Origin of the sequence: Planococcus sp. PAMC 21323 (assembly GCF_000785555.1) — a bacterium.
Taxonomy (GTDB): Bacteria; Bacillota; Bacilli; order Bacillales_A; family Planococcaceae; genus Planococcus.
In genome coordinates this window covers 1,351,740-1,371,222 of sequence record NZ_CP009129.1, presented here as the reverse complement: position 1 = coordinate 1,371,222, position 19,483 = coordinate 1,351,740, and the positions used below count along the sequence as shown (strand labels likewise).

24 protein-coding genes and 1 riboswitch are annotated in these 19,483 nt (G+C 39.0%); of the genes, 3 read left to right on the top strand and 21 right to left on the bottom strand.

Translation table 11 applies throughout. The annotated features are described in order from the left end of the window. Positions 1-125: 125 nt before the first annotated feature. Positions 126-905, bottom strand: coding sequence for a lipoate--protein ligase family protein (locus tag PLANO_RS06970; RefSeq protein ID WP_052124363.1), 780 nt, complete (start codon positions 903-905; stop codon positions 126-128). Positions 906-1,061: 156 nt separating this feature from the next. Here PLANO_RS06970 and PLANO_RS06965 point away from each other — a divergent pair, with 156 nt between their 5' ends. Further along, positions 1,062-1,445, top strand: coding sequence for a rhodanese-like domain-containing protein (locus PLANO_RS06965; protein ID WP_038703743.1), 384 nt, complete (start codon positions 1,062-1,064; stop codon positions 1,443-1,445). Positions 1,446-1,636: 191 nt separating this feature from the next. Here PLANO_RS06965 and gcvPB read toward each other — a convergent pair whose 3' ends face one another. The 10 genes from gcvPB to comGA form a co-directional block, all read right to left on the bottom strand. Further along, positions 1,637-3,100: an aminomethyl-transferring glycine dehydrogenase subunit GcvPB gene (gene gcvPB, locus PLANO_RS06960; RefSeq protein WP_038703741.1), complete on the bottom strand. Its 1,464-nt coding sequence runs from the start codon at positions 3,098-3,100 to the stop codon at positions 1,637-1,639. Continuing rightward, complete coding sequence (gcvPA, locus tag PLANO_RS06955) at positions 3,093-4,460, bottom strand: aminomethyl-transferring glycine dehydrogenase subunit GcvPA (RefSeq protein ID WP_038703740.1); 1,368 nt, start codon at positions 4,458-4,460, stop codon at positions 3,093-3,095. Before gcvPA ends, gcvPB begins: the two co-directional genes overlap by 8 nt. A gap of 27 nt (positions 4,461-4,487) precedes the next feature. Next, the gene (gcvT, locus tag PLANO_RS06950; RefSeq protein WP_038703739.1) at positions 4,488-5,588 is read right to left on the bottom strand and encodes a glycine cleavage system aminomethyltransferase GcvT; all 1,101 of its coding nucleotides are present in this window, start codon (positions 5,586-5,588) and stop codon (positions 4,488-4,490) included. A 163-nt stretch (positions 5,589-5,751) separates the two neighbouring features. After that, a riboswitch (glycine riboswitch) is annotated at positions 5,752-5,843 on the bottom strand. A gap of 127 nt (positions 5,844-5,970) precedes the next feature. Further along, entirely contained in the window at positions 5,971-6,498 is a 528-nt protein-coding gene (locus PLANO_RS06945; RefSeq protein ID WP_038703738.1) for a shikimate kinase, read from the bottom strand. A gap of 199 nt (positions 6,499-6,697) precedes the next feature. Further along, positions 6,698-7,141: a competence type IV pilus minor pilin ComGF gene (comGF, locus tag PLANO_RS06935; protein ID WP_038703736.1), complete on the bottom strand. Its 444-nt coding sequence runs from the start codon at positions 7,139-7,141 to the stop codon at positions 6,698-6,700. Then, complete coding sequence (locus PLANO_RS06930; RefSeq protein WP_231554759.1) at positions 7,129-7,410, bottom strand: hypothetical protein; 282 nt, start codon at positions 7,408-7,410, stop codon at positions 7,129-7,131. Before PLANO_RS06930 ends, comGF begins: the two co-directional genes overlap by 13 nt. Positions 7,411-7,417: 7 nt before the next feature. After that, the gene (comGD, locus tag PLANO_RS06925; protein ID WP_269429600.1) at positions 7,418-7,855 is read right to left on the bottom strand and encodes a competence type IV pilus minor pilin ComGD; all 438 of its coding nucleotides are present in this window, start codon (positions 7,853-7,855) and stop codon (positions 7,418-7,420) included. Further along, positions 7,842-8,156, bottom strand: a complete 315-nt coding sequence (comGC, locus tag PLANO_RS06920) for a competence type IV pilus major pilin ComGC (protein ID WP_038703734.1) — start codon at positions 8,154-8,156, stop codon at positions 7,842-7,844. The genes comGD and comGC overlap by 14 nt, the downstream gene beginning before the upstream one ends. A gap of 11 nt (positions 8,157-8,167) precedes the next feature. Further along, on the bottom strand, positions 8,168-9,211 hold the full coding sequence (gene comGB / locus PLANO_RS06915; RefSeq protein ID WP_038703733.1) for a competence type IV pilus assembly protein ComGB: 1,044 nt from the start codon (positions 9,209-9,211) through the stop codon (positions 8,168-8,170). Then, on the bottom strand, positions 9,165-10,235 hold the full coding sequence (gene comGA, locus PLANO_RS06910; RefSeq protein ID WP_231554758.1) for a competence type IV pilus ATPase ComGA: 1,071 nt from the start codon (positions 10,233-10,235) through the stop codon (positions 9,165-9,167). Before comGA ends, comGB begins: the two co-directional genes overlap by 47 nt. A gap of 286 nt (positions 10,236-10,521) precedes the next feature. On the opposite strand from comGA, the gene PLANO_RS06905 reads away from it, so the two are divergent. Further along, positions 10,522-10,764 carry a DUF2626 domain-containing protein gene (locus tag PLANO_RS06905; RefSeq protein WP_038703732.1) on the top strand — a complete coding sequence of 81 codons (243 nt, stop codon included), beginning with the start codon at positions 10,522-10,524 and terminating at the stop codon, positions 10,762-10,764. Positions 10,765-10,832: 68 nt separating this feature from the next. Here the strand turns inward: PLANO_RS06905 and PLANO_RS06900 are convergent, their stop codons facing one another. After that, entirely contained in the window at positions 10,833-11,477 is a 645-nt protein-coding gene (locus tag PLANO_RS06900) for an MBL fold metallo-hydrolase (protein ID WP_038703731.1), read from the bottom strand. A gap of 150 nt (positions 11,478-11,627) precedes the next feature. Here PLANO_RS06900 and PLANO_RS06895 point away from each other — a divergent pair, with 150 nt between their 5' ends. Continuing rightward, positions 11,628-11,810, top strand: a complete 183-nt coding sequence (locus PLANO_RS06895) for a DUF2759 domain-containing protein (protein WP_008499035.1) — start codon at positions 11,628-11,630, stop codon at positions 11,808-11,810. A gap of 81 nt (positions 11,811-11,891) precedes the next feature. Here the strand turns inward: PLANO_RS06895 and PLANO_RS06890 are convergent, their stop codons facing one another. The 9 genes from PLANO_RS06890 to PLANO_RS06850 all read right to left on the bottom strand — a co-directional run bounded on the left by PLANO_RS06890 (position 11,892) and on the right by PLANO_RS06850 (position 19,443). Continuing rightward, positions 11,892-13,796 (bottom strand): LTA synthase family protein, encoded by a 1,905-nt coding sequence (locus PLANO_RS06890; RefSeq protein WP_038703730.1) that lies wholly within the window; start codon positions 13,794-13,796, stop codon positions 11,892-11,894. Positions 13,797-13,927: 131 nt separating this feature from the next. Beyond that, the gene (locus PLANO_RS06885) at positions 13,928-14,125 is read right to left on the bottom strand and encodes a YqgQ family protein (protein ID WP_038703729.1); all 198 of its coding nucleotides are present in this window, start codon (positions 14,123-14,125) and stop codon (positions 13,928-13,930) included. After that, on the bottom strand, positions 14,122-14,697 hold the full coding sequence (locus tag PLANO_RS06880; RefSeq protein WP_038703728.1) for a 5-formyltetrahydrofolate cyclo-ligase: 576 nt from the start codon (positions 14,695-14,697) through the stop codon (positions 14,122-14,124). Before PLANO_RS06880 ends, PLANO_RS06885 begins: the two co-directional genes overlap by 4 nt. Positions 14,698-14,762: 65 nt before the next feature. Then, on the bottom strand, positions 14,763-14,912 hold the full coding sequence (gene rpmG / locus PLANO_RS06875) for a 50S ribosomal protein L33 (protein ID WP_006830468.1): 150 nt from the start codon (positions 14,910-14,912) through the stop codon (positions 14,763-14,765). 188 nt (positions 14,913-15,100) lie between these two features. After that, positions 15,101-15,760, bottom strand: a complete 660-nt coding sequence (gene phoU, locus PLANO_RS06870; RefSeq protein ID WP_038703727.1) for a phosphate signaling complex protein PhoU — start codon at positions 15,758-15,760, stop codon at positions 15,101-15,103. Positions 15,761-15,775: 15 nt separating this feature from the next. Then, positions 15,776-16,588 carry a phosphate ABC transporter ATP-binding protein PstB gene (gene pstB, locus PLANO_RS06865; RefSeq protein WP_038703726.1) on the bottom strand — a complete coding sequence of 271 codons (813 nt, stop codon included), beginning with the start codon at positions 16,586-16,588 and terminating at the stop codon, positions 15,776-15,778. Positions 16,589-16,616: 28 nt separating this feature from the next. Continuing rightward, positions 16,617-17,495, bottom strand: coding sequence for a phosphate ABC transporter permease PstA (pstA, locus tag PLANO_RS06860; protein WP_038703725.1), 879 nt, complete (start codon positions 17,493-17,495; stop codon positions 16,617-16,619). Between the two features lies 1 nt (position 17,496). Then, on the bottom strand, positions 17,497-18,423 hold the full coding sequence (gene pstC, locus PLANO_RS06855; RefSeq protein WP_038703724.1) for a phosphate ABC transporter permease subunit PstC: 927 nt from the start codon (positions 18,421-18,423) through the stop codon (positions 17,497-17,499). 75 nt (positions 18,424-18,498) lie between these two features. Beyond that, the gene (locus tag PLANO_RS06850; RefSeq protein ID WP_038703723.1) at positions 18,499-19,443 is read right to left on the bottom strand and encodes a PstS family phosphate ABC transporter substrate-binding protein; all 945 of its coding nucleotides are present in this window, start codon (positions 19,441-19,443) and stop codon (positions 18,499-18,501) included. Positions 19,444-19,483 lie beyond the last annotated feature (40 nt).

The window sequence follows — 19,483 nt, the reverse complement described above, 5'->3', positions numbered from 1 at the left end:
CCATCATACTACATATTGAAACTTGTTTTCAATAACAAGTTTCTGATGAAAATTCCAAACACTTTAAAAAGCTCTATTTATCAAGGTTTTTAACGCGTGAACTCAAAAAAATAAGACTAAAGACACTACACGCGAAAATTCCATTCAGAATTGGCATATTTTTTTTGTTCTAATGCCTTGACATCAGCAAGTTGCTGGTCTGTCAATACGTAGGGCTCTAACTCAATTGACAAGGCTTGCTCGAATCCAGCTTTAAACGCCACTGCACATTCTTCTGCAGTTGCAGGATTTGCACGTAGCGAATTGATCGCTACTGCTTTTTCAGGAATTTTGACGCGCATGCGCTCTTTTGCTTCTTCATTTTGAAATTTAAAAACCGACAAGAGCTTTTCAGCATCCAAGTCGATTAAAATTGCACCGTGTTGAAGAATAACACCTTTTTGGCGTGTTTGAGCACTGCCAGCTACTTTTTTTCCTTCAACGACCATTTCATACCAACTTGGTGCATCAAAACAAACAGCTGATTTTGGTTTTTTTAAGTCAGCACGCTTGTCTTCTGTATCTGGTACCGAAAAATAGGCATCTAAATCCAAATTTCTAAAACCTTCTAGTAAACCCTCGCTTAGTACACGATAAGCTTCTGTCACAGTTTCTGGCATATTCGGATAAGCTTCGCTAACAATTATGCTATATGTAAGTTCGTGTTCATGCAGAACCCCTCTGCCTCCTGTAGGACGGCGGACAAAGCCTAGCCCCAAACGCTCGACAGCTTCCATATCAATTTCTTTTTCTACTTTTTGAAAATAACCAATTGATAGGGCAGCAGGCATCCAACCATAAAATCGAATCACCGGCGGAATAAGCCCTTCGCTATGCCAATTTAATAAGGCTTCATCGAGCGCCATATTAAAAGAGGGGCTGCATTCACCTGAATTTATAAACATCCATTTTGGATATTTCACAAGATCGCCTCCTATTTCCGATAATTAGTGTAACATTGGCATTGAATATCCGTCATCTCTTCTCTTATAATAAAAGAAGATGAGAAAGGGGCAAGATCATTGGAATTTTTGTACATTACGATCGCAGTACTATTGGCAATCATCATTTATGCGGTAATTTCGTATTTCCGTATAAAAAAAGCTGTCACGAACTTGACACAAGAACAATTTATCGAGGGCTACCGCAAAGCACAATTAATTGATGTTCGCGAGCCAAAAGATTTTGCAGCGGGACATATTCTTGGCGCACGTAATATTCCACAATCACAATTACGTCAGCGCTACAAAGAAATCCGCGAAGACAAACCAGTCTATTTGTATGACCAAAACGGAGCACGCAGCGGACGGGTTGCCATTTTCTTAAAGAAAAAAGGCTATATCCAATTGTTCCAATTGCAAGGCGGGTTCAAACAATGGACTGGCAAAATCAAATCTAAAAACTAAGCTTTAAAACCCTTCCACACATTGCTGGAAGGGTTTTTTCTATATTTATGACATATGATATTCAGGTCGATTAAAAACTGTTCAGAGACGTATTAGGATGTTTTACTACTTTGAATTTCTTATAACTATTTTTACCAGCTTCTTTAACGAAAAGACGTGTAAGCCAATTTGGCCAACACGTCTTTTCGACTTTATTCTGCTTTGTAGTAACGAAGCACAGGTTTACGTGCTGCTTTTGTTTCATCTAAACGATTGATTACCGTCGTGTGCGGTGCATTTTGAACGATTTCCGGATTTTCTTCTACTTCTTTCGCAATTTGAATCATCGCGTCAATAAAAGCATCCAATGTTTCTTTTGATTCGGTTTCTGTTGGTTCAATCATCATGCCTTCTTCTACATTTAATGGGAAGTAGATTGTTGGTGGATGATAGCCAAAGTCAAGTAAGCGTTTTGCCATATCTAACGTCCGAACACCGAGTTTTTTCTGACGACGACCGCTCAAAACGAATTCATGCTTGCAATGACGATCGTACGGCAAATCGAAATGGGGTTGCAATCTACGCATCATGTAGTTAGCGTTTAATACCGCGTATTCTGTAACAGCTTTCAAACCATCTGGTCCCATAGAGCGAATGTACGTATATGCACGTACGTTAATTCCAAAGTTACCATAGAACGGTTTTACACGACCGATTGATTCTGGACGATCGTAGTCAAACGTATACGCTTCATCTTTTTTAACCAATATAGGTTTTGGCAAATAAGGCATTAAATCTTTTTTCACACCAACTGGACCAGATCCGGGTCCACCACCGCCGTGAGGTCCAGTGAACGTTTTGTGCAAATTCAAGTGAACCACATCAAAGCCCATATCTCCTGGACGCGCTTTTGACATAACAGCGTTTAAGTTGGCGCCGTCATAATACAATTTCCCGCCCACTTCGTGAATAATTGCAGCCATTTCTAAAATTTGTTCTTCAAACAAGCCAAGTGTATTCGGATTTGTAAGCATTAAAGCAGCTGTGTCGTCTCCAACAACGCGTTTCAAATCTTCTAAGTCGACAAGTCCTTGGTCACTCGATTTTACAGTAACGGTTTCAAATCCAGCAACAGTTGCTGAAGCAGGGTTTGTACCGTGTGCCGAATCTGGAACAATGACTTTCGTCCGTTTGAAGTCGCCACGAGACTCGTGGTAAGCGCGGATCATCATTAAGCCAGTCCATTCGCCGTGCGCACCTGCAGCTGGCTGCAATGTCACTTCGTCCATGCCTGTAATTTCTTTTAAATGCTCTTGCAGATCAAACATCAATTCAAGAGCTCCTTGAACTGTTTTTTCATCTTGTAACGGATGAATATTAGCAAATCCTGGGAAACGCGCAACAGATTCGTTGATTTTCGGGTTGTATTTCATCGTACACGATCCTAATGGATAGAAACCTGAATCTACACCATGGTTACGGTTAGATAACGCTGTGTAATGACGCATAATATCAAGTTCCGATACTTCAGGTAATTCAGCTGCTTCTGTACGGATCAAATCAGCTGGTAACAGTTCGCTCAAGTCTATTTCTGGTACATCAAGTGTCGGCAAGCTGTAGCCGACGCGGCCTTCTTTCGTCATTTCAAAAATTAGCGCTTGGTTGTCCTTATGCATGAGTAGCCCCCACTTCCTGTACTTTCACAGCAATTTCCTGCACGAATGCATCGATTTCTTCTTTTGTCCGTTGTTCAGTAACCGCAACAAGCATATGATTTTGGAATTCGTCATAGCTTAATCCAAGATCATAGCCGCCAATCATATCTTTTTCGAACAAACGATCATTTAATTGCTTTACAGTTTCTTTTGTTTTAATCACAATTTCATTGAAATGGGCACCTTCAAAAACAATTTCAAATCCAGCTTTTTTCAATTGTTGTTTCATATAATGCGTCTTTACAATGTTTTGTTTCGCGATTTCTTGTGTGCCGACTTTACCAAGTGCTGTCATAGCAACAGATGCCGCTAATGCGTTCAATGCTTGGTTCGAACAAATATTAGAAGTTGCTTTATCACGTCGAATATGTTGTTCGCGCGCTTGCAATGTTAATACAAATCCACGACGACCTTCTTCATCCGTCGTTTCCCCTACAAGACGACCTGGAACTTTACGCATTAACTTTTTAGTAACCGCGAAGTAACCACAGTGAGGACCGCCGTATGCTTCAGGGATACCGAAAGGCTGTGCATCTCCAACAGTAATGTCCGCACCTAATTGACCCGGAGCAGTAAGTGCACCAAGTGCTAGTGGATTTGAAGAAACGGAAAGCAATGCGCCAGACCCGTGAACAATTGGCTCAATTTCTTTTAAGTTTTCAACTTGACCAAAAAAGTTAGGATATTGAATCATCACAGTTGCAACATTGTCATCCATCATTTCTTTTAGCGCATCTAAATCGGTATGCCCATCTTTTAATGGAATTTCGATAACATCAATCGACTGACCAAGTGCGTAAGTGCGAACAACGTCACGAGATTCCGGATGAACTGCGCGTGACACTAAAATTTTCTTTCGTTTCGTGTGTCCTGCAGCAAGCATCCCCGCCTCAGCAAGAGCTGTTCCACCATCGTACATAGATGAGTTGGCAATATCCATACCTGTTAATTCACTAATCATTGTTTGGAACTCAAAAATAGCTTGCAATTCACCTTGAGAAATTTCTGGTTGGTACGGTGTATACGCTGTGTAAAACTCAGAGCGCGAAATGACATGATCTACGATAATCGGTTTGTAATGATCATAAACGCCTGCACCTAAAAATGAAGCATAGCGGTTCGTGTCTGCATTTTTAGCCGCAATTTGAGCCAATTCTTTTGTCAATGAAGACTCTGATTTAGCTGCTTTAATATTGTATTCGCCTCTAAAACGAACTTTTTCCGGAATATCCGAAAATAATTCATCAATTGAATCGATACCGATTGTTTCCAGCATTTCTTTTTCATCTTGAGTTGTCATTGGTAAATAGCGATGCTTCATGGAGTGATGTCCCCTTTTCAAGTTAAATTAGTTGGATCGTTTATAAAATGGTGTTTCTACTGTTTTCGCTTTTAGTCGCTTATTGCGAATTTCAACTTCTAATTCGATTCCAAGTTCAGCGTATTCACTTGAAACTAAAGCCAGTCCGATATTTTTCTTCAATGTTGGTGATTGCGTACCGGTTGTTACTTCACCAATTTGTTGATCACCAATATAAACAGGATAACCATGTCGCGGTATGCCTTTATCAATCATTTCAATGCCTACTAGTTTACGTGGCACTCCTGCTTCTTTTTGAGCAGCCAATGCTTTTTTGCCAAGAAAATCTTGTTCTTTTTTCAATTTCACAACAAAATTGATACCCGCTTCAAGTGGCGTGATATCTTTTGATAATTCTTGTCCATATAAAGCAAGACAAGCTTCAAAGCGAAGCGTATCACGCGCGCCAAGTCCTACTGGTAAAATGCCTTCCGGTTCACCTTCTGTTAGGATTTTTTCCCACAATGCGACTAATGTTTCAGGAGCTGCATAAATTTCAAAGCCGTTTTCGCCCGTATAACCTGTGCGAGATAAAATTACTTGTTGCCCTGCTACTACTACATCATTTTTAAAACGGAAAGGTTTAATCGTTGAAAGATCTTCATCTGTTAAACGTTGAAGTACTTGTTCAGACAAAGGACCTTGCAACGCCAACAAGCCATAGCGTTCAGATGCGTTTTCTAATGTAACATCACCAGTTTTTGATGCTTCCATCCACTCGAAATCTTTTTCGATATTGGATGCATTTACAACTAATAAATAATGCTGGTCTGCTATTTTATAAACTAAAAGATCATCTACAGTGCCGCCGTCTTCATAGCACATCGCCGTATATTGCGCTTGGCCATCTTGAATTTTGGATACATCATTTGTAACGAGATGCTGGAGGTAGTCTAAACTGTCTGTTCCTGTAACGAAGATTTCACCCATATGCGATACATCAAAAAGTCCTGCTTTTGTTCTGACCGCCTCATGTTCTTCTTTAATGCTCGAAAATTGCACAGGCAATTCCCAACCACCAAAATCAATTGTTTTGCCACCGTATTTTGAATAAGTTTCAAAAAGAGGTGTACGCTTTAACTGTGCCAATGATTTTCCTCCTCATTTTACAAATCTTTTCGGCCGGCTATGTGGACACGAAAAAAGGACAGAGATTTCCCTTTAAAGGGAAATCTCTGTCCTGGAACCTGAAAGTTTACCATAATGATGGCTTTCCTCGTTGGTAGCTGACAAGCAGCATTCTCCAGAGATGCGTCCTGTACGAGTCTTTTTGCCTGAGAGATTCATAACTTTTGTTATTTGCTCCTTCGGCGACGCTTTCGCATTCTCTCCTCGTACAATCATCCGCCCAAATCAAAATTGATTGGTCCAATCCGTTATACAGAATAGTATAACTTTGAATATATCCTAACATTGTTCACTAGAAAGCGCAATCTTTTTTCTTTAAGAGGATAAAAAGCGAACGAATTGATTAATTCAAATCAAAACGTTCGCTTTTTAGCCGATTCACTTGAAATGCAGCATATTGTGTTATTTGTCGTAAAGTACGAAATTCGGTTCGAATCGTAATATGTGCCGTTTGTTTATAATCCCGGTAACGCGCTTTATGCAACGCTTCAATTTCTTCACGAGTCGATTGACGGACAATCGGCCGATTGGGATCCCGGTGAATCCTTCGCCAAATTTCACGGAATGGTGCATCTAAAAACATCACCAACCCTGTATTTCTCATGATTTTTTGATTTTCTTTACGCATGGTTACTCCACCACCTGTAGAGATGATGCAATAATCATTTTTAAAATTTTGCAAAAATTGCGTTTCTAAATCCCTAAAATATTTTTCGCCATGCTGCTCAAAAATTTCAGGAATCGTCATCCCTGTCTGACGAACAATCTCTTTATCCATGTCATAGAAAGGCAGTTTCAGCAGAAAGCTTAACCTCCTGCCGACCGCGCTTTTTCCGCAGCCCATAAATCCAATCAAATATATTCTATTCATCCTACCACCCGATACTTACCTCTACTCAGGTATTTATTTTTGCTCTATTTCTGTCAGTAATAGTATCGTAGCATGTCTATGCGTATTTTCCAAACCATCGTATGTTTTATATTGAATAGAATAAAGCATCAAAGTATGGGATAACACCAAGAGAGCGGACATAAAAAAGACAATCGTGATTGGATAAATGGCACCTTTCTCATTCAGGTGGTTTTGTAAATACATATTCTGCCTCTTCTACGTTACCCGAAAAAAAACTGGTCCGTATGTTCAATATATTGCCTTCTAACGAAAAGCTGCACTGATTCACTCGTGTTAACATCACTTCATGCCCTTTCCTACTTTTTTGCTTGCGCATCATATCAGTGTAGAGTTCAATATCAAATTCCTCACCTCTTTGAACAACTCGAATTCCACTTCCTCCATTAATGATTTCGATAGAATCACTGCGATGCAGATAGCTCTGCAAATCAATAACGAATAATTGCCACTCTGCCCGGTGAGGGTCTAAGTCTTGTTTAAAATTGATTGAAAAATTAAAAAACAAAACGATTAATGGCAGTATCGTCATTAACACCATCAAATCAAAAATCGATGTTAAAAAAGAAAACCCATTTTCATCTAGCCGCTTTACTCGATGCATATACGTCGCTGCTGATCTTTATAATCTACGTATTCTACACAAAGCTTTTCATCCATTTCCCAGCTATAGAAAATGTTATTGACTGACCGTTGCCCTTGCAACTTTCCTGTAGCACTTATTTCACGTGCTGCTTCATGTAAAGTTTCAAATGCGCTAACCCGTTCTTTCTTGACTTGTAGGCTATGCTGAATTCCAATCATCATCGGCAATAAGCTGCCAAAAAGAATAAACACCATAATCAAACTCAACATTGTTTCTGCCCACGACATGCCTTGTTCATCCAGAAAACACCACTCTCCCTACCCCGAGGTGGACCACTAGCGTTTTATCTCCACTAGATGTAGAAAACCGGAAAGTTCCCGATAGAACTACAGAACCACTAGAATTAAAATGAATTTCTGTTAAGTTGCTCGTTTTCATCAATTGAACCGATTGAGGTAATTTGCGGGAAACCATTACCGACTGAAGGTCTGTGTAGATTTCATAAGTTCCCTTACTTTCTCGAAACACCACTTTTGCGGTCTTTTTTAACGCATAGCTTTGGCTTTGCGCAAAATAGATATCTTGTTGAAGAACTTCAAAAAAGCGTTGCTCTTCTTGATGAGTTGTAACAGAGCGATAGCCAGACACTGAAATTGTAGAAATTGTTACTAATACAGAAAGTACTAGTAACATTTCCAACAATGTAAATCCTTTTTCGTTAAGGTTTTGCAGAACTAACGACTCCTGTAGCCGAAATGGTCACGACGTCCCCATTTGGACAATTTGTTTCACCTGTTTTTAAATATTCACCGTCAGTTAGATCCGACATGGTAGGAATGGCTTTCCTATCCATTCGGTAGGACTCGACTTGACCTTGCACCATTTGTACAAATGCTTTGCAACCTTTTTCTTCAACTGCAGAAGATTGCTTAGTGACATTTGGTATCGCAATAGCAATTAACACCGTAATGATTAGCATAACAATCAACATCTCGATCAACGTAAATCCTCTTTGATTTTTTAATAAACGCATATTTTTCCTCCTTAAATGGTATGAACTAAGTTATACATTGGCATTAAAATCGCCAAATAAGCACCGATAATGCAAATAGCGATCATAACAAAAAAGCTTGGTTGAATGATTCGCAGCAATTGCTGCGTTTGCTGTTCAATTTGTTCCATTAGTACTTCACTATAAAGAAGAAGCTCTTTTCCTAAATATCCTATCATTTCACCATGTTGTACAAATGCGGGCATATCTTTAGAAACGAACGCAACATGTTCTAACGACCTAGAAAAACTTTGTCCCATCATTAACTCTTTATGAGACAGGTGTGCCATAAATTGAATAATTCGGTGGTAGCTTTGCCGTTGTAACAAATCCAATGATTCTTGCATTGAAATTCCACTATGCAATAAAGTACCGAGCTCACGTGCCAGTAAATGCGACCAATACAGTCTCATAAAACTGCGGATAATAGGAACCGACAAGAGCCAATTGATTTGCCGATCTACTGTTAACTTTTTTAATAGTTGACTGTACACGTACACTGACAAAGCGATACTAGCAAAAATAGCGATAAAAAAATCAGGCAAACTCAATAAATAAGCAGGCACACCCGAAGCTTCATCCCCAGTTTGCATCGATTTCATCATTTCCGTCAGATTTGGTACATAGCTTGTTCGGAAAAACAAAAATAAGATAGATGTAAAAATTAATAAAGATACTGGATAGATTAAAATATTTTTCAACTTTTTTTGCACCCGCTCTGTTCGCGCAAAACTTTTAGCAATGCTGTCAATTGATTCTGCCAATCGACCGTGGGATTCAGCAATTTCAACTGGAAACAACACATGATCTTTAAACCCTAAAAATTTTAGTATTTCTGCTGCACGGCCACCTTCTTTTAAAATAGCCGTAATGCCAGCCAATGCTTCTTCTAGCTTTGAAGTATGCATCGGCAATAAAAGGCTTAACGCGACTGGCAGCAAATACCCCTCTTTCATTAGTACCGATAAACGCGTCAAAAATTGTTCGCGGTCACGAAGGCGAATCTTGTTTGAGCGCGTAGGAAGGCTCAATCGCACCGATTTTCACTCCTTCCCGAACTTGACCAGCAAAGGACAAATGACTTGGTAATGAATATATTTTTTTCTGTTGAGCGGACATTAACGCCTCTTCTAATCGTTCGCCGTCCAGAATTTCATAAAGAGCGCGGTGACTAGGCACAGTTTGTTCAAGATCTAAAAACATTGGAATAATTTTTTGAGCAGATATTGCCACCAAAGTTTGAGTCATGTCTTCAAAAGATATACCGAGGTCGTTTAAACGATGCAAACATCCTACGGAATGCCTGGCATGAATTGTTGAGAACACTAAATGTCCCGTTAAAGCAGCACGCACTGCTATTTGAGCCGTTTCAGCATCACGTATTTCACCGATCATAATAATATCTGGATCATGACGAAGAATTGCTTTAAGCCCCGTAGCATAACTAAGTCCCGCTTTTTCATTTACCTGGATTTGCAAGATTGATTGGTTTTTGCGCTCTACTGGATCTTCAAGTGTGATAATGTTTCGATTTAACTTGTCCGAACAATGTTTCAACAACGAATACAAAGTCGTTGATTTACCACATCCGGTAGGACCTGTAAACAAAATTAGCCCTTGAGACGCTTCTGATAAATTCTCTAAAAGTCGAGCAGAGTCACGAAATGCTGCCAACTGATGGATTGATTGCGCGGCATCATCAGGCATAATTCGGATCACAATGCTTTCTTTAGTTAATACAGAAGGTAAGGTTGAAATTCGAAAATAATGGGATAAGTCGTTGATGGTAAGTTGAAAAGAACCAGTTTGGGGTTTTCTCTTTTCACTCATATCTAAAAGGGACAGGTATTTGAAATAAGCAATCATGCGATCACCCAAATCAAAGGGGAGTTGTTTTACTTGTCGCAAGTTTTGGAACGAGCGATAAGTAACGGTGTAGCAGGATGGTTCGGGTTTGATGTGGATGTCTGTTGTGCCATTTTTTGCCGCATCATGCAAAAGGTCAACACAGCGGCGCTCGATAATTGATTGCATGTCCACCTCCAGTTTTGCCTTGAACAAAGGCCGCCTCCTTGTTCCCCCATAGTATAACCGCCTCTTTTTTAGAAGGAAATAGCTTTTGCCAAAATAATTTTTTGAACCCCGATATCAGGTCAAATCTCATATTTGAAGGGTATGTATTTTTTATGAACAATCTTATTTCTATGCTCCATATAGAACTTAGCTAGCAATCTTTGCTGTACACCTGTTTGTCACAAAGAAAGACGAACTCGTTGTTTACACATTCACTCTGTTTCCTATATAATGAATGAGAGATTATTGTGTTGTGGCAAAGGAGGGATTACCCATGAATAATATGTTCAAATTAATGGGATGGTGGACTGGAATATTTGCAGTTCTCTTTTATGTAGGCGATATGGTTGAAGTATCATTGCTAATGGTAGCAAATACCGGTATTTTTGTTCTTCTTGGATTTTTAAATATTTCTGAACGCATGTATATGTACATTTTTGCTGCCTACTTGACAGTATTTTTCGTAGGCTTCACTTATTACTCTACGTTCATCCACGTTCCTGGTGCTGGACATTAATCAATGCGAATAAAAAAACAAACGGTGTATCGGATTTCCCGATACACCGTTTGTTTTTTGTAAAATAATTATTGTTTGAAGACCTTTAAGAACGGATTGCTAGCTAATTCTTGCTCTGGAGTTGTTTCTGGGCCATGTCCTGGATACAGAATCATATGCTCTGGAAGCGGCAATATCGACTCTTCTATAGACTGTAGGAGCCTTTTCTCAGAGCCGTCGATCAAATCTGTACGACCGATACTTCCCCGGAAAATAACATCCCCAACAATCGCAAACCCTTCATTGCCAAACGAGTAACTCACGCTTCCTGGGGAATGTCCTGGGGTATGGAAAATGTCCATCTTAAAAGATCCAATCTCTAAGATTTTTTCGTCTGTTAATAGGACGTCTGCATCTTTCAACCGATAATCTGGCATTGCTGCATATTTTCCAGAACCGTTTAAGTTTGGACGACTTAACCAATCTTTTTCTAAATGATGCAAATAAACCGGTATCGAATAGCGCTCTCTTATGTCATCTACAGCACCTATATGGTCAAAATGCGCATGCGTTAATAAAATTGCAATCGGTGTTAAGCCTTTCTTTTTCAATACCGCTTCTATCTTCGCACTTTCTTCGCCCGGATCAAAAATTAGACAATTTTTTTGATCATCGGAAATGATGTAACAATTTGTTTGAATCGGACCTAACTCTAATTGATTGATTTTCAACATTTCTTTCACCTCTTTTCGATTATAACATGTAGTCCATTAGAGACTGTCAAGATACTGACACTTTTTGTCCTCGACAAAACGGCGGAATATCTTTACAATATAAAGAGAACAAAGCGGCACTGGCTGTTTAAGTTGAAGGGAGTGTCATCGATGAGTTGGATGTTAGTAGTTATTTTTGGACTTATTGCAATTCTTGCAGCAATCGGCACTGTACAAACGCTTAAAAACAAAGAAGTTCTAGGTTTCCTTTTTAACTTCGGAACTTTTGTGATTTTTGGCGGGTTTGCGATCGCAACACTTATCACACAAGGTTATCCACCAAGCCTACATTAATCTAAAAAAAGCTGATGCATGATGCATCGGCTTTTTTTATTGCATGAAAAAAGGAGAGTGCTTCGCGCACTCTCCTTTTGTTTATTGTTTTAATTCAACATCAGGAATTGTAGTTAACTGACCATCTTCTTCGTCGTAAAAACGCAATAAATCTCCGTTAATAATCGACTCAGAATATTCAAGTTCGGTTAACGACTGCTCAATGAGCGGTGCACACAACTCTTGTTCAGTCGGTTCACCCGTTTCTTTGTCATAACAAACATTTCCTGCATATACTACTTCGTCAGTAACAAAACGTCCGTCACGGAAAATCACAAATTCTTCATGTTCTTCCGAGAACAAATCTCCACCAAACTGAATATCTTTTGACGTATCAATGTTTAGCAAGTTCATAATCGTTGGACGCATGTCGATTTGACCACCTACTTCATCTTCCACATATCCTTTACCGTAACCTGGAATGTGAACAAAGAAAGGAACTTTCTGCAATTCTGCGGATGTAAATGGTGTTACTTCTTCACCTAAATATTGCGACATGGCCACGTTGTGATTTTCAGAAATCCCGTAATGGTCACCGTACATCACAATAATTGAGTTTTCATATAGTCCTTGTTCTTTTAACTCATCGAAAAGAACTTTCACCGACTCATCTAAATAACGTGATGTTTGGAAATAACGATTTAAGGTTCCTGAATTTGAATCGTATTCACCGATTAATTTATCTTCTTCATCCAATGTGAATGGATGATGATTTGTTAATGTTAATAAGCGACTATAAAAAGGTTGTGGCATGTCAGTCATGTGCTCAACAGACTGTTCCATAAATGGAACATCTTTCATGCCCCAGTTGACCGCTTGACCTTCACCGACTTCAAAACTTTCCACATCATAAAATTCGTCAATATTTAACGATTCATACATGATGTCGCGATTCCAAAAGCTCTTCGTATTCGCATGTTGAACGTTTGTAGCATAACCTTCGTTCCCTAGGCTTTCAGCCATCGAGTTGAATGTGTTTCCACTATGTGTAAAGAATACTGCTCCACCACTTAGCGGATAAAGTGAGTTTTCAAGCAAGAATTCTGAATCAGAAGTTTTGCCTAAACCCGTTTGATGGTAAAAGTTTTCAAAATAAATGGTGTCTTCATCTTCTGTTAACGAGTTCATAAACGGCGTTATCGTTTGTCCATTCATTTCTTCGTTGATCACAAAACTCTGCAAAGATTCAAGCGTTACGACGATTAAATTACGTCCTTCAGCAATCCCCTTCATCTCTGCAGAAGGTTCAATTTGGTTCGCACGCACATAACTATTTGCTTCAACCAACTCTGAGCCATCTGCTAATGCACGTTGAGCTTGTGATTTCGACTGAACGTAAATATCGTATAAGTGATAATTATACATACCTAAGTTTTTCACTAACATTTCACGATCAAAGCTGCGCGTTAATAATTGTGGCCGTTCTGCTTCTGCAAGTCCTAGATTAAAGAAGAGCACTGCCAACGCCAAAATATAATAAGCTTTGCGCTGAACAGATTGAGCTCCTACTTTACTCGGTTTTACTTTAATAAATTTAATGGCTAGCAAAATAAGCAGGACATCTGAAAAGTAAAAAAGATCTGTCCAAAATACACTAGCTGCTGCGCTAGATCCTAAATCTCCAAAGTTATCAGTTTGGAACAATACAGGCAAGGTGATAAAGTCATTGAAAAATCGATAAAATGCAACGTTTCCGTATAAAACAATTGACGTAACGACTGCTACCGATAATAAATAGACATTTTTAGCTTTATTAGTTTTAAAGAACAATGAAACTCCGTAAATAAATAACAGCATGCTCAATGGGTTGATAAACAAGATAAATTCTTGTAGCAAGTTTTCAATAGTTATTGAAAAACTCGTTTTGTAAACGATGTATGTTTTTAGCCAAGTGGCGATGATGGCAATTGCCAGGACTGTATGTTTTGGCCAATCTTTTTTTAACATTCCTAGACATCCTCCTATTCTATTTGTTTTTCTGTTTACTTAATATTTCATTATAAAAGATATTTACGATCAATTGAAGTAATCACCCTTATTAAGACGGATGAAACAACTAGAAGTTTCGTAAAACGAATTTATTTTTTATCGTATTCGGATCTTTGATGGCGCAAAATCAGCAAAGCAGTTGAAAATTCTTTAGCTGTTATAAATTGCAAACGATACAATTCTTTAATTTCTTCTTCCATCAGACCAAGATCTGCCGTGTAATCCGCTGTATATATAACTGTGCCATAGCGCTTTAATAATTGCATGACATCATATAAATTTTTCATCTACCTACCGCCTTTAAATCGATAAACCCGCTTTCTGTATAAATACCTTGCACAGGTAAATCATGGTTTTCGACTGGAATTTTCATCGCAATTTGCCGATCAAATGCCAATGATCGTGTTTGACCTGAGTAATTTGCTAAAAAGCGATCATAATAGCCTCCACCAAATCCAATTCTAAATCCTTGTGTTGAAAAAACCACACCCGGTACGATCAATAAATCGATTTCATCCGGTTTAACGGAAGTTGTTTCTGCGACAATTGGTTCTTTCAATTTCATATAAACAGTTTCTAATTGATTGAAATGCTCAAATACTCGAAAGTCCATTGTTCGATTTGATGTAATGCATTTAGGTGCAACGACCTTTTTACCCGCTGACCAACTCTTTTCTATTAACTTTACTGTATCTACTTCGGGAAACGCGGAAATTGTTAGTCCAATGGTTTTTGCTGATAAAAACGCAGGATCTTTCATTAACTGGTCTACGATCACTTGCGAATTGTTGCTATATTGTTCGGCTGTCATTTGACGAAGCGATGCTAGCACATGATTGCGTTGAGTTTTTTTATCCATATCAGAATCTTCTCCTTTAAAAAGAAAAAAGCCAAAACCCGTATTAGGTTTTGGCAATCAATGAATTACTTCGTTTCACGGTGTACTGTCATTTTCTTTTCACGTGAGCAATATTTTTTCATTTCAAGACGCTCAGGGTTGTTGCGCTTATTTTTAACAGTGCTGTAGTTACGTTCGCTACATTCTGTACAAGCTAAAGTGATGTTAACACGCATCGGTATCCCTCCTAATTCTTTCAAAGATCGTTTGTAAATAAGCATGATCTATACGACTTAATTATTATAGCATATCTCATGATAAAGTCTACTGTAAAATACTAATAATATTGAACCTTGCCAAATAAAAAGAAAGACCGGTAGCTGATCGCTACCGGCATCACATAATCTTTGATTGGTAACTTTTATTATTTGTTTAAATCATAATGGCGGCCGCGTACGAGGAAGAACAATTGTTCAGCGATATTCGTCGCGTGATCAGCCGATCGTTCCATATAGCGACTGATAAAAGCCAATTGTGTAATTTGACCAAGCTTTCCTGGATTTTCTCCACCTGCTTGCATCAATTTCCGAATAACGTCGCCGTATAGCTCATCAACTTGATCGTCGAGTTCTGCAATTTCTTTTGCTTTGACTATATCCTCTTCTACAAAAGCGTCAATCACTTGGTGCAACATCGCAACAGCCAGCTTTTGCATTTGCTGGATCTGCTTTATTTGCGGCAATAATTCTTGGTTGCCAATACGAATCGTTTCTTTCGCAATGTTAACCGCATAATCACCAACCCGTTCCATATCTGAAGCTACTTTTATCGTTACGATTAAGCGCCTTAAATCTGTCGCTACGGGGGATTGTTTCGCTATCATCAAAATAACACGGTCATTGATAAACTCTTCTAATTGATTGATATCCTTGTCATCTTCTATTACTTCTAATGCGGCATCCACATCTTGCTTTATTAATGCTTCCATCGATTTATTTAACGCATTAACTGCCATCGTGCTTAAAGTAATTAATTCTTCTTGAGCAGTATTTAATTCGAATTCAAATTTTTCGCGTACTGACAAACCATTCGCCTCCCTTTAACCAAATCTGCCTGAAATATAATCTTCCGTACGTTTATCGGATGGGTTTGAAAATATTGTATCTGTTTGATCAAACTCGATAACTTCGCCATTTAAGAAAAATGCCGTTTTATCGGAAATACGAGCAGCTTGTTGCATATTATGTGTAACGATAATAATGCTATAATCTTTTTTCAGTTCTTGTACAAGTTCTTCTACTTTTAATGTAGAAATCGGATCGAGAGCCGAAGTTGGCTCGTCCATTAAAATAACATCGGGCTCTATTGCTAATGCACGAGCAATACAAATCCGTTGTTGCTGTCCTCCAGAAACGCTATATGCATTTTCATTTAAGCGATCTTTTACTTCATCCCAAATCGCAGCGCCACGTAAACTTTTCTCTACAATTTCATCAAGGATTTTCTTGTTTTTTATACCGTGTATGCGTGGTCCATATGCGATATTGTCATAAATCGACTTTGGAAATGGATTTGGCTTTTGAAAAACCATCCCTACACGGGTACGCAACTCTTCTACGCCATAATCGTGATCGAAAATATTGCGTCCTCTATAAAGAATTTCTCCAGAGGTTTTGACGGAAGGAACCAATTCAACCATCCGATTCAGCGTCTTTAAATACGTTGACTTCCCGCAACCTGAGGGTCCGATAATTGCCGTAACTTCATTTTCTTGAATTTCAAGGTCAATATTTTTTAACGCATGATTCGTACCGTACCAAAGATTAAGTTGGTTGGTTTCATAAACTGCTTTTTTAGCAGATTTTATAGTTGTTGTTTCAATTACTGGCTTCTCTGTAATAATAGTTGTCATTTGTAGAACCCCTTCCACATAATTAGCGTTAATAACGTTTATCGAATTTGTTTCGTATAAGAACCGCTATCGAATTCATAAACAATAAGACAGCCATCAACACCATGATTCCCGCTGCTGCAACTGTTTGAAACTCCTGTTGCGGACGACTCGACCAATCATATATTTGCATCGGCAAGGCAGTAAATGTATCCATGACACCTGCAGGTAAAAACTGAATTATGACTGGAACACCAATAACTATTAATGGCGCAGTTTCGCCAATCGCTCGTGATAGCGCTAAAATACTTCCTGTTAAAATTCCAGGAATGGCAGCCGGTAAAATGATTTTGACGATTGTTTGCCATTTGGTGGCACCCATTCCGTAGGATGCATCACGCAGCTCGCGGGGAACTGATCGAATCGCTTCTTGTGCAGAAACGACAATAACTGGTAAAATTAATAAACTCATTGTAAATCCTGCAGCAAGTACACTATTGCCAAGCGCAAGTGCACGAACGAATATTGTAAGCCCTAATAAACCGAATACGACTGAAGGCACTCCAGCCAGATTAGAAATGTTCATGCGAATAAACGCAGTGATTCGATTTTGTTTTGCGTATTCTTCAAGATAAATAGCAGATCCGACTCCTAAAATAATTGAAGTTGGAGCAACTACCATCATCAACCAAAGAGAACCCACTAAGGCTGCTTTAATCCCCGCCTTCTCAGGGAACCGAGAAGCAAAGTTAGTCAAAAACTCTATTGACAAATGTCCCGCTCCTTGCGAAACAATACGGTAAAGTAAAATAACCAATGCCAGTAACGCCAGTAACGTAGCAAGTAAGAATATTGATTTAAAAACCTTATTTACAATCAATCTGCCATTCATTCGTTTTACGACTGTTTGGTGTTCGATATATCTCATATCAATATTCCTCCCTAAACCGTTTTGAGACGTAGCCGGCAAGGATATTCATCGTCATTGTAAAAACAAATAACGTAAATCCAACTGCGTAAATGGAATAATAAATCGTTGTACCAAATCCTGCGTCCCCTTTTGATACTTGGACGATATATGCTGTCATTGTTTGAATTGACCCTGTAAAGTCGCCGTCGAATCTTGGTGTAGAACCAGCCGCAAGCGATACGATCATCGTTTCCCCAATGGCTCTCGATACAGCAAGTACGATAGATGCAATAATTCCAGAAAGCGCAGCCGGTACTGTGATTTTCCATGCCACTTCAAACTTAGTAGAGCCCATTGCTAATGCACCTTCTCTTATGCTTTTAGGTACAGATGACATGGCATCTTCTGATAGAGAAGCGATCATTGGAATAATCATAATCCCGACCACAATTCCTGGAGAAATCGCGTTGAAAATTTTAATTTCTGGGAATACGGCTTGAAGTACAGGCGTTACAAATGTTAAGGCGAAAAAACCGTAAACAATTGTTGGAACTCCAGCTAATACTTCTAGAACTGGTTTTAATACACGACGCACATTGTCACTTGCGTACTCACTCAAATAAATAGCAGCAGAAATGCCAATTGGTACCGCTACAACGATAGCAATTACCGTGACCTTTAATGTCCCAACTATTAACGGCAAAATGCCAAACTGAGCATCTTTATTTGAAAATGGCAGCCAAGTGGTGCCAAATATAAAATCAAAAAATGGTACACGTGTGAAAAAAGTGATAGTTTCAACAATTAAGGTTAAAACAATCCCGAGAGATGTTAATACTGAAACCGAAGCGATCAAGAAAAGAATGACAGGAATCAGTTTTTCTATGACCTTTTTGTTTTTCTTTCCATTTGATCGTGCGATCATTTCTTGTACAGATGGTCGCATATCGAATCCCCTTTCAACCGCAAAAGGTGAGCAGTGGCTGCTCACCCTCAGACTATACTAGACTGGTTCTTATCTTTATTTCAAAGCCTCTAAATCTGCTAAGTCTTTGTCATACTCTTCCTGAGGCAAAGCTACATATCCAACAGCTTCGGCCATAACTCCTGCATTTTCAAGCGCGTATGTCATAAAATCGTAGGCTGCTTCGTTGTCAGAAAGTGCTGCATTATTAGCATATGTGAACAATGGACGTGATAGCGGCGAGTATTCCCCTGACTCGATCGTTTCGTCGTTAGGTTCGACACCATCAATTGAGACAACTTTTAACGTATCTTGGTTTGCAACGTAATAGGCATAGCCGAAAAACCCGATTGCATTTGGATCTGCTTGTATACCTTGTACTAATGTATTGTCGTCTTCAGAAAGCGTTGCTGAACTAACTAAATCTTCATCTTCTAGAATCACTTCGTTAAAATAATCGAACGTTCCTGAATCTGTTCCAGGTGCATAAAAGACAACTTCTTCATCTGGCCATTCTGAATTGATATCAGACCACTTTTTAGTTGCGCCATCCTCTACCCATAGTTTTTTTAAATCTTCTACTGTTAAATCTTCTACCCAGTCATTTTCTTGACTGACAACTACTGATAATCCGTCATAAGCCAATCGGAATTCTGTATAGTCAATTCCTGCTTCTTTAAGACTTGCTGCTTCTTCTTCTTTTATAGGGCGAGAAGCATTCGAGAAATCTGTTTCACCTTGAATGAATTTTTCAAATCCACCACCAGTACCTGATGTACCGACTGTAACTTGAACATCCGGCTGTGCTCCAGCATATTCTTCAACAATGCCTTCCATAATTGGTGCCACAGTAGATGATCCATCACCAGAAACCGTTCCTTCAACAACTGCTTCTCCTGCTGTTTCTGAACTCGTTTCTTGTGTATCCGTGCTGCCACATGCACCCAGAATTAAAGCTGACCCAAGAATTGTTGACGCCATTGCAAATTTCCAGTTTCTCATTATGTTGTTTCCCCCTATTAATTATGTTTGTTTACATTCT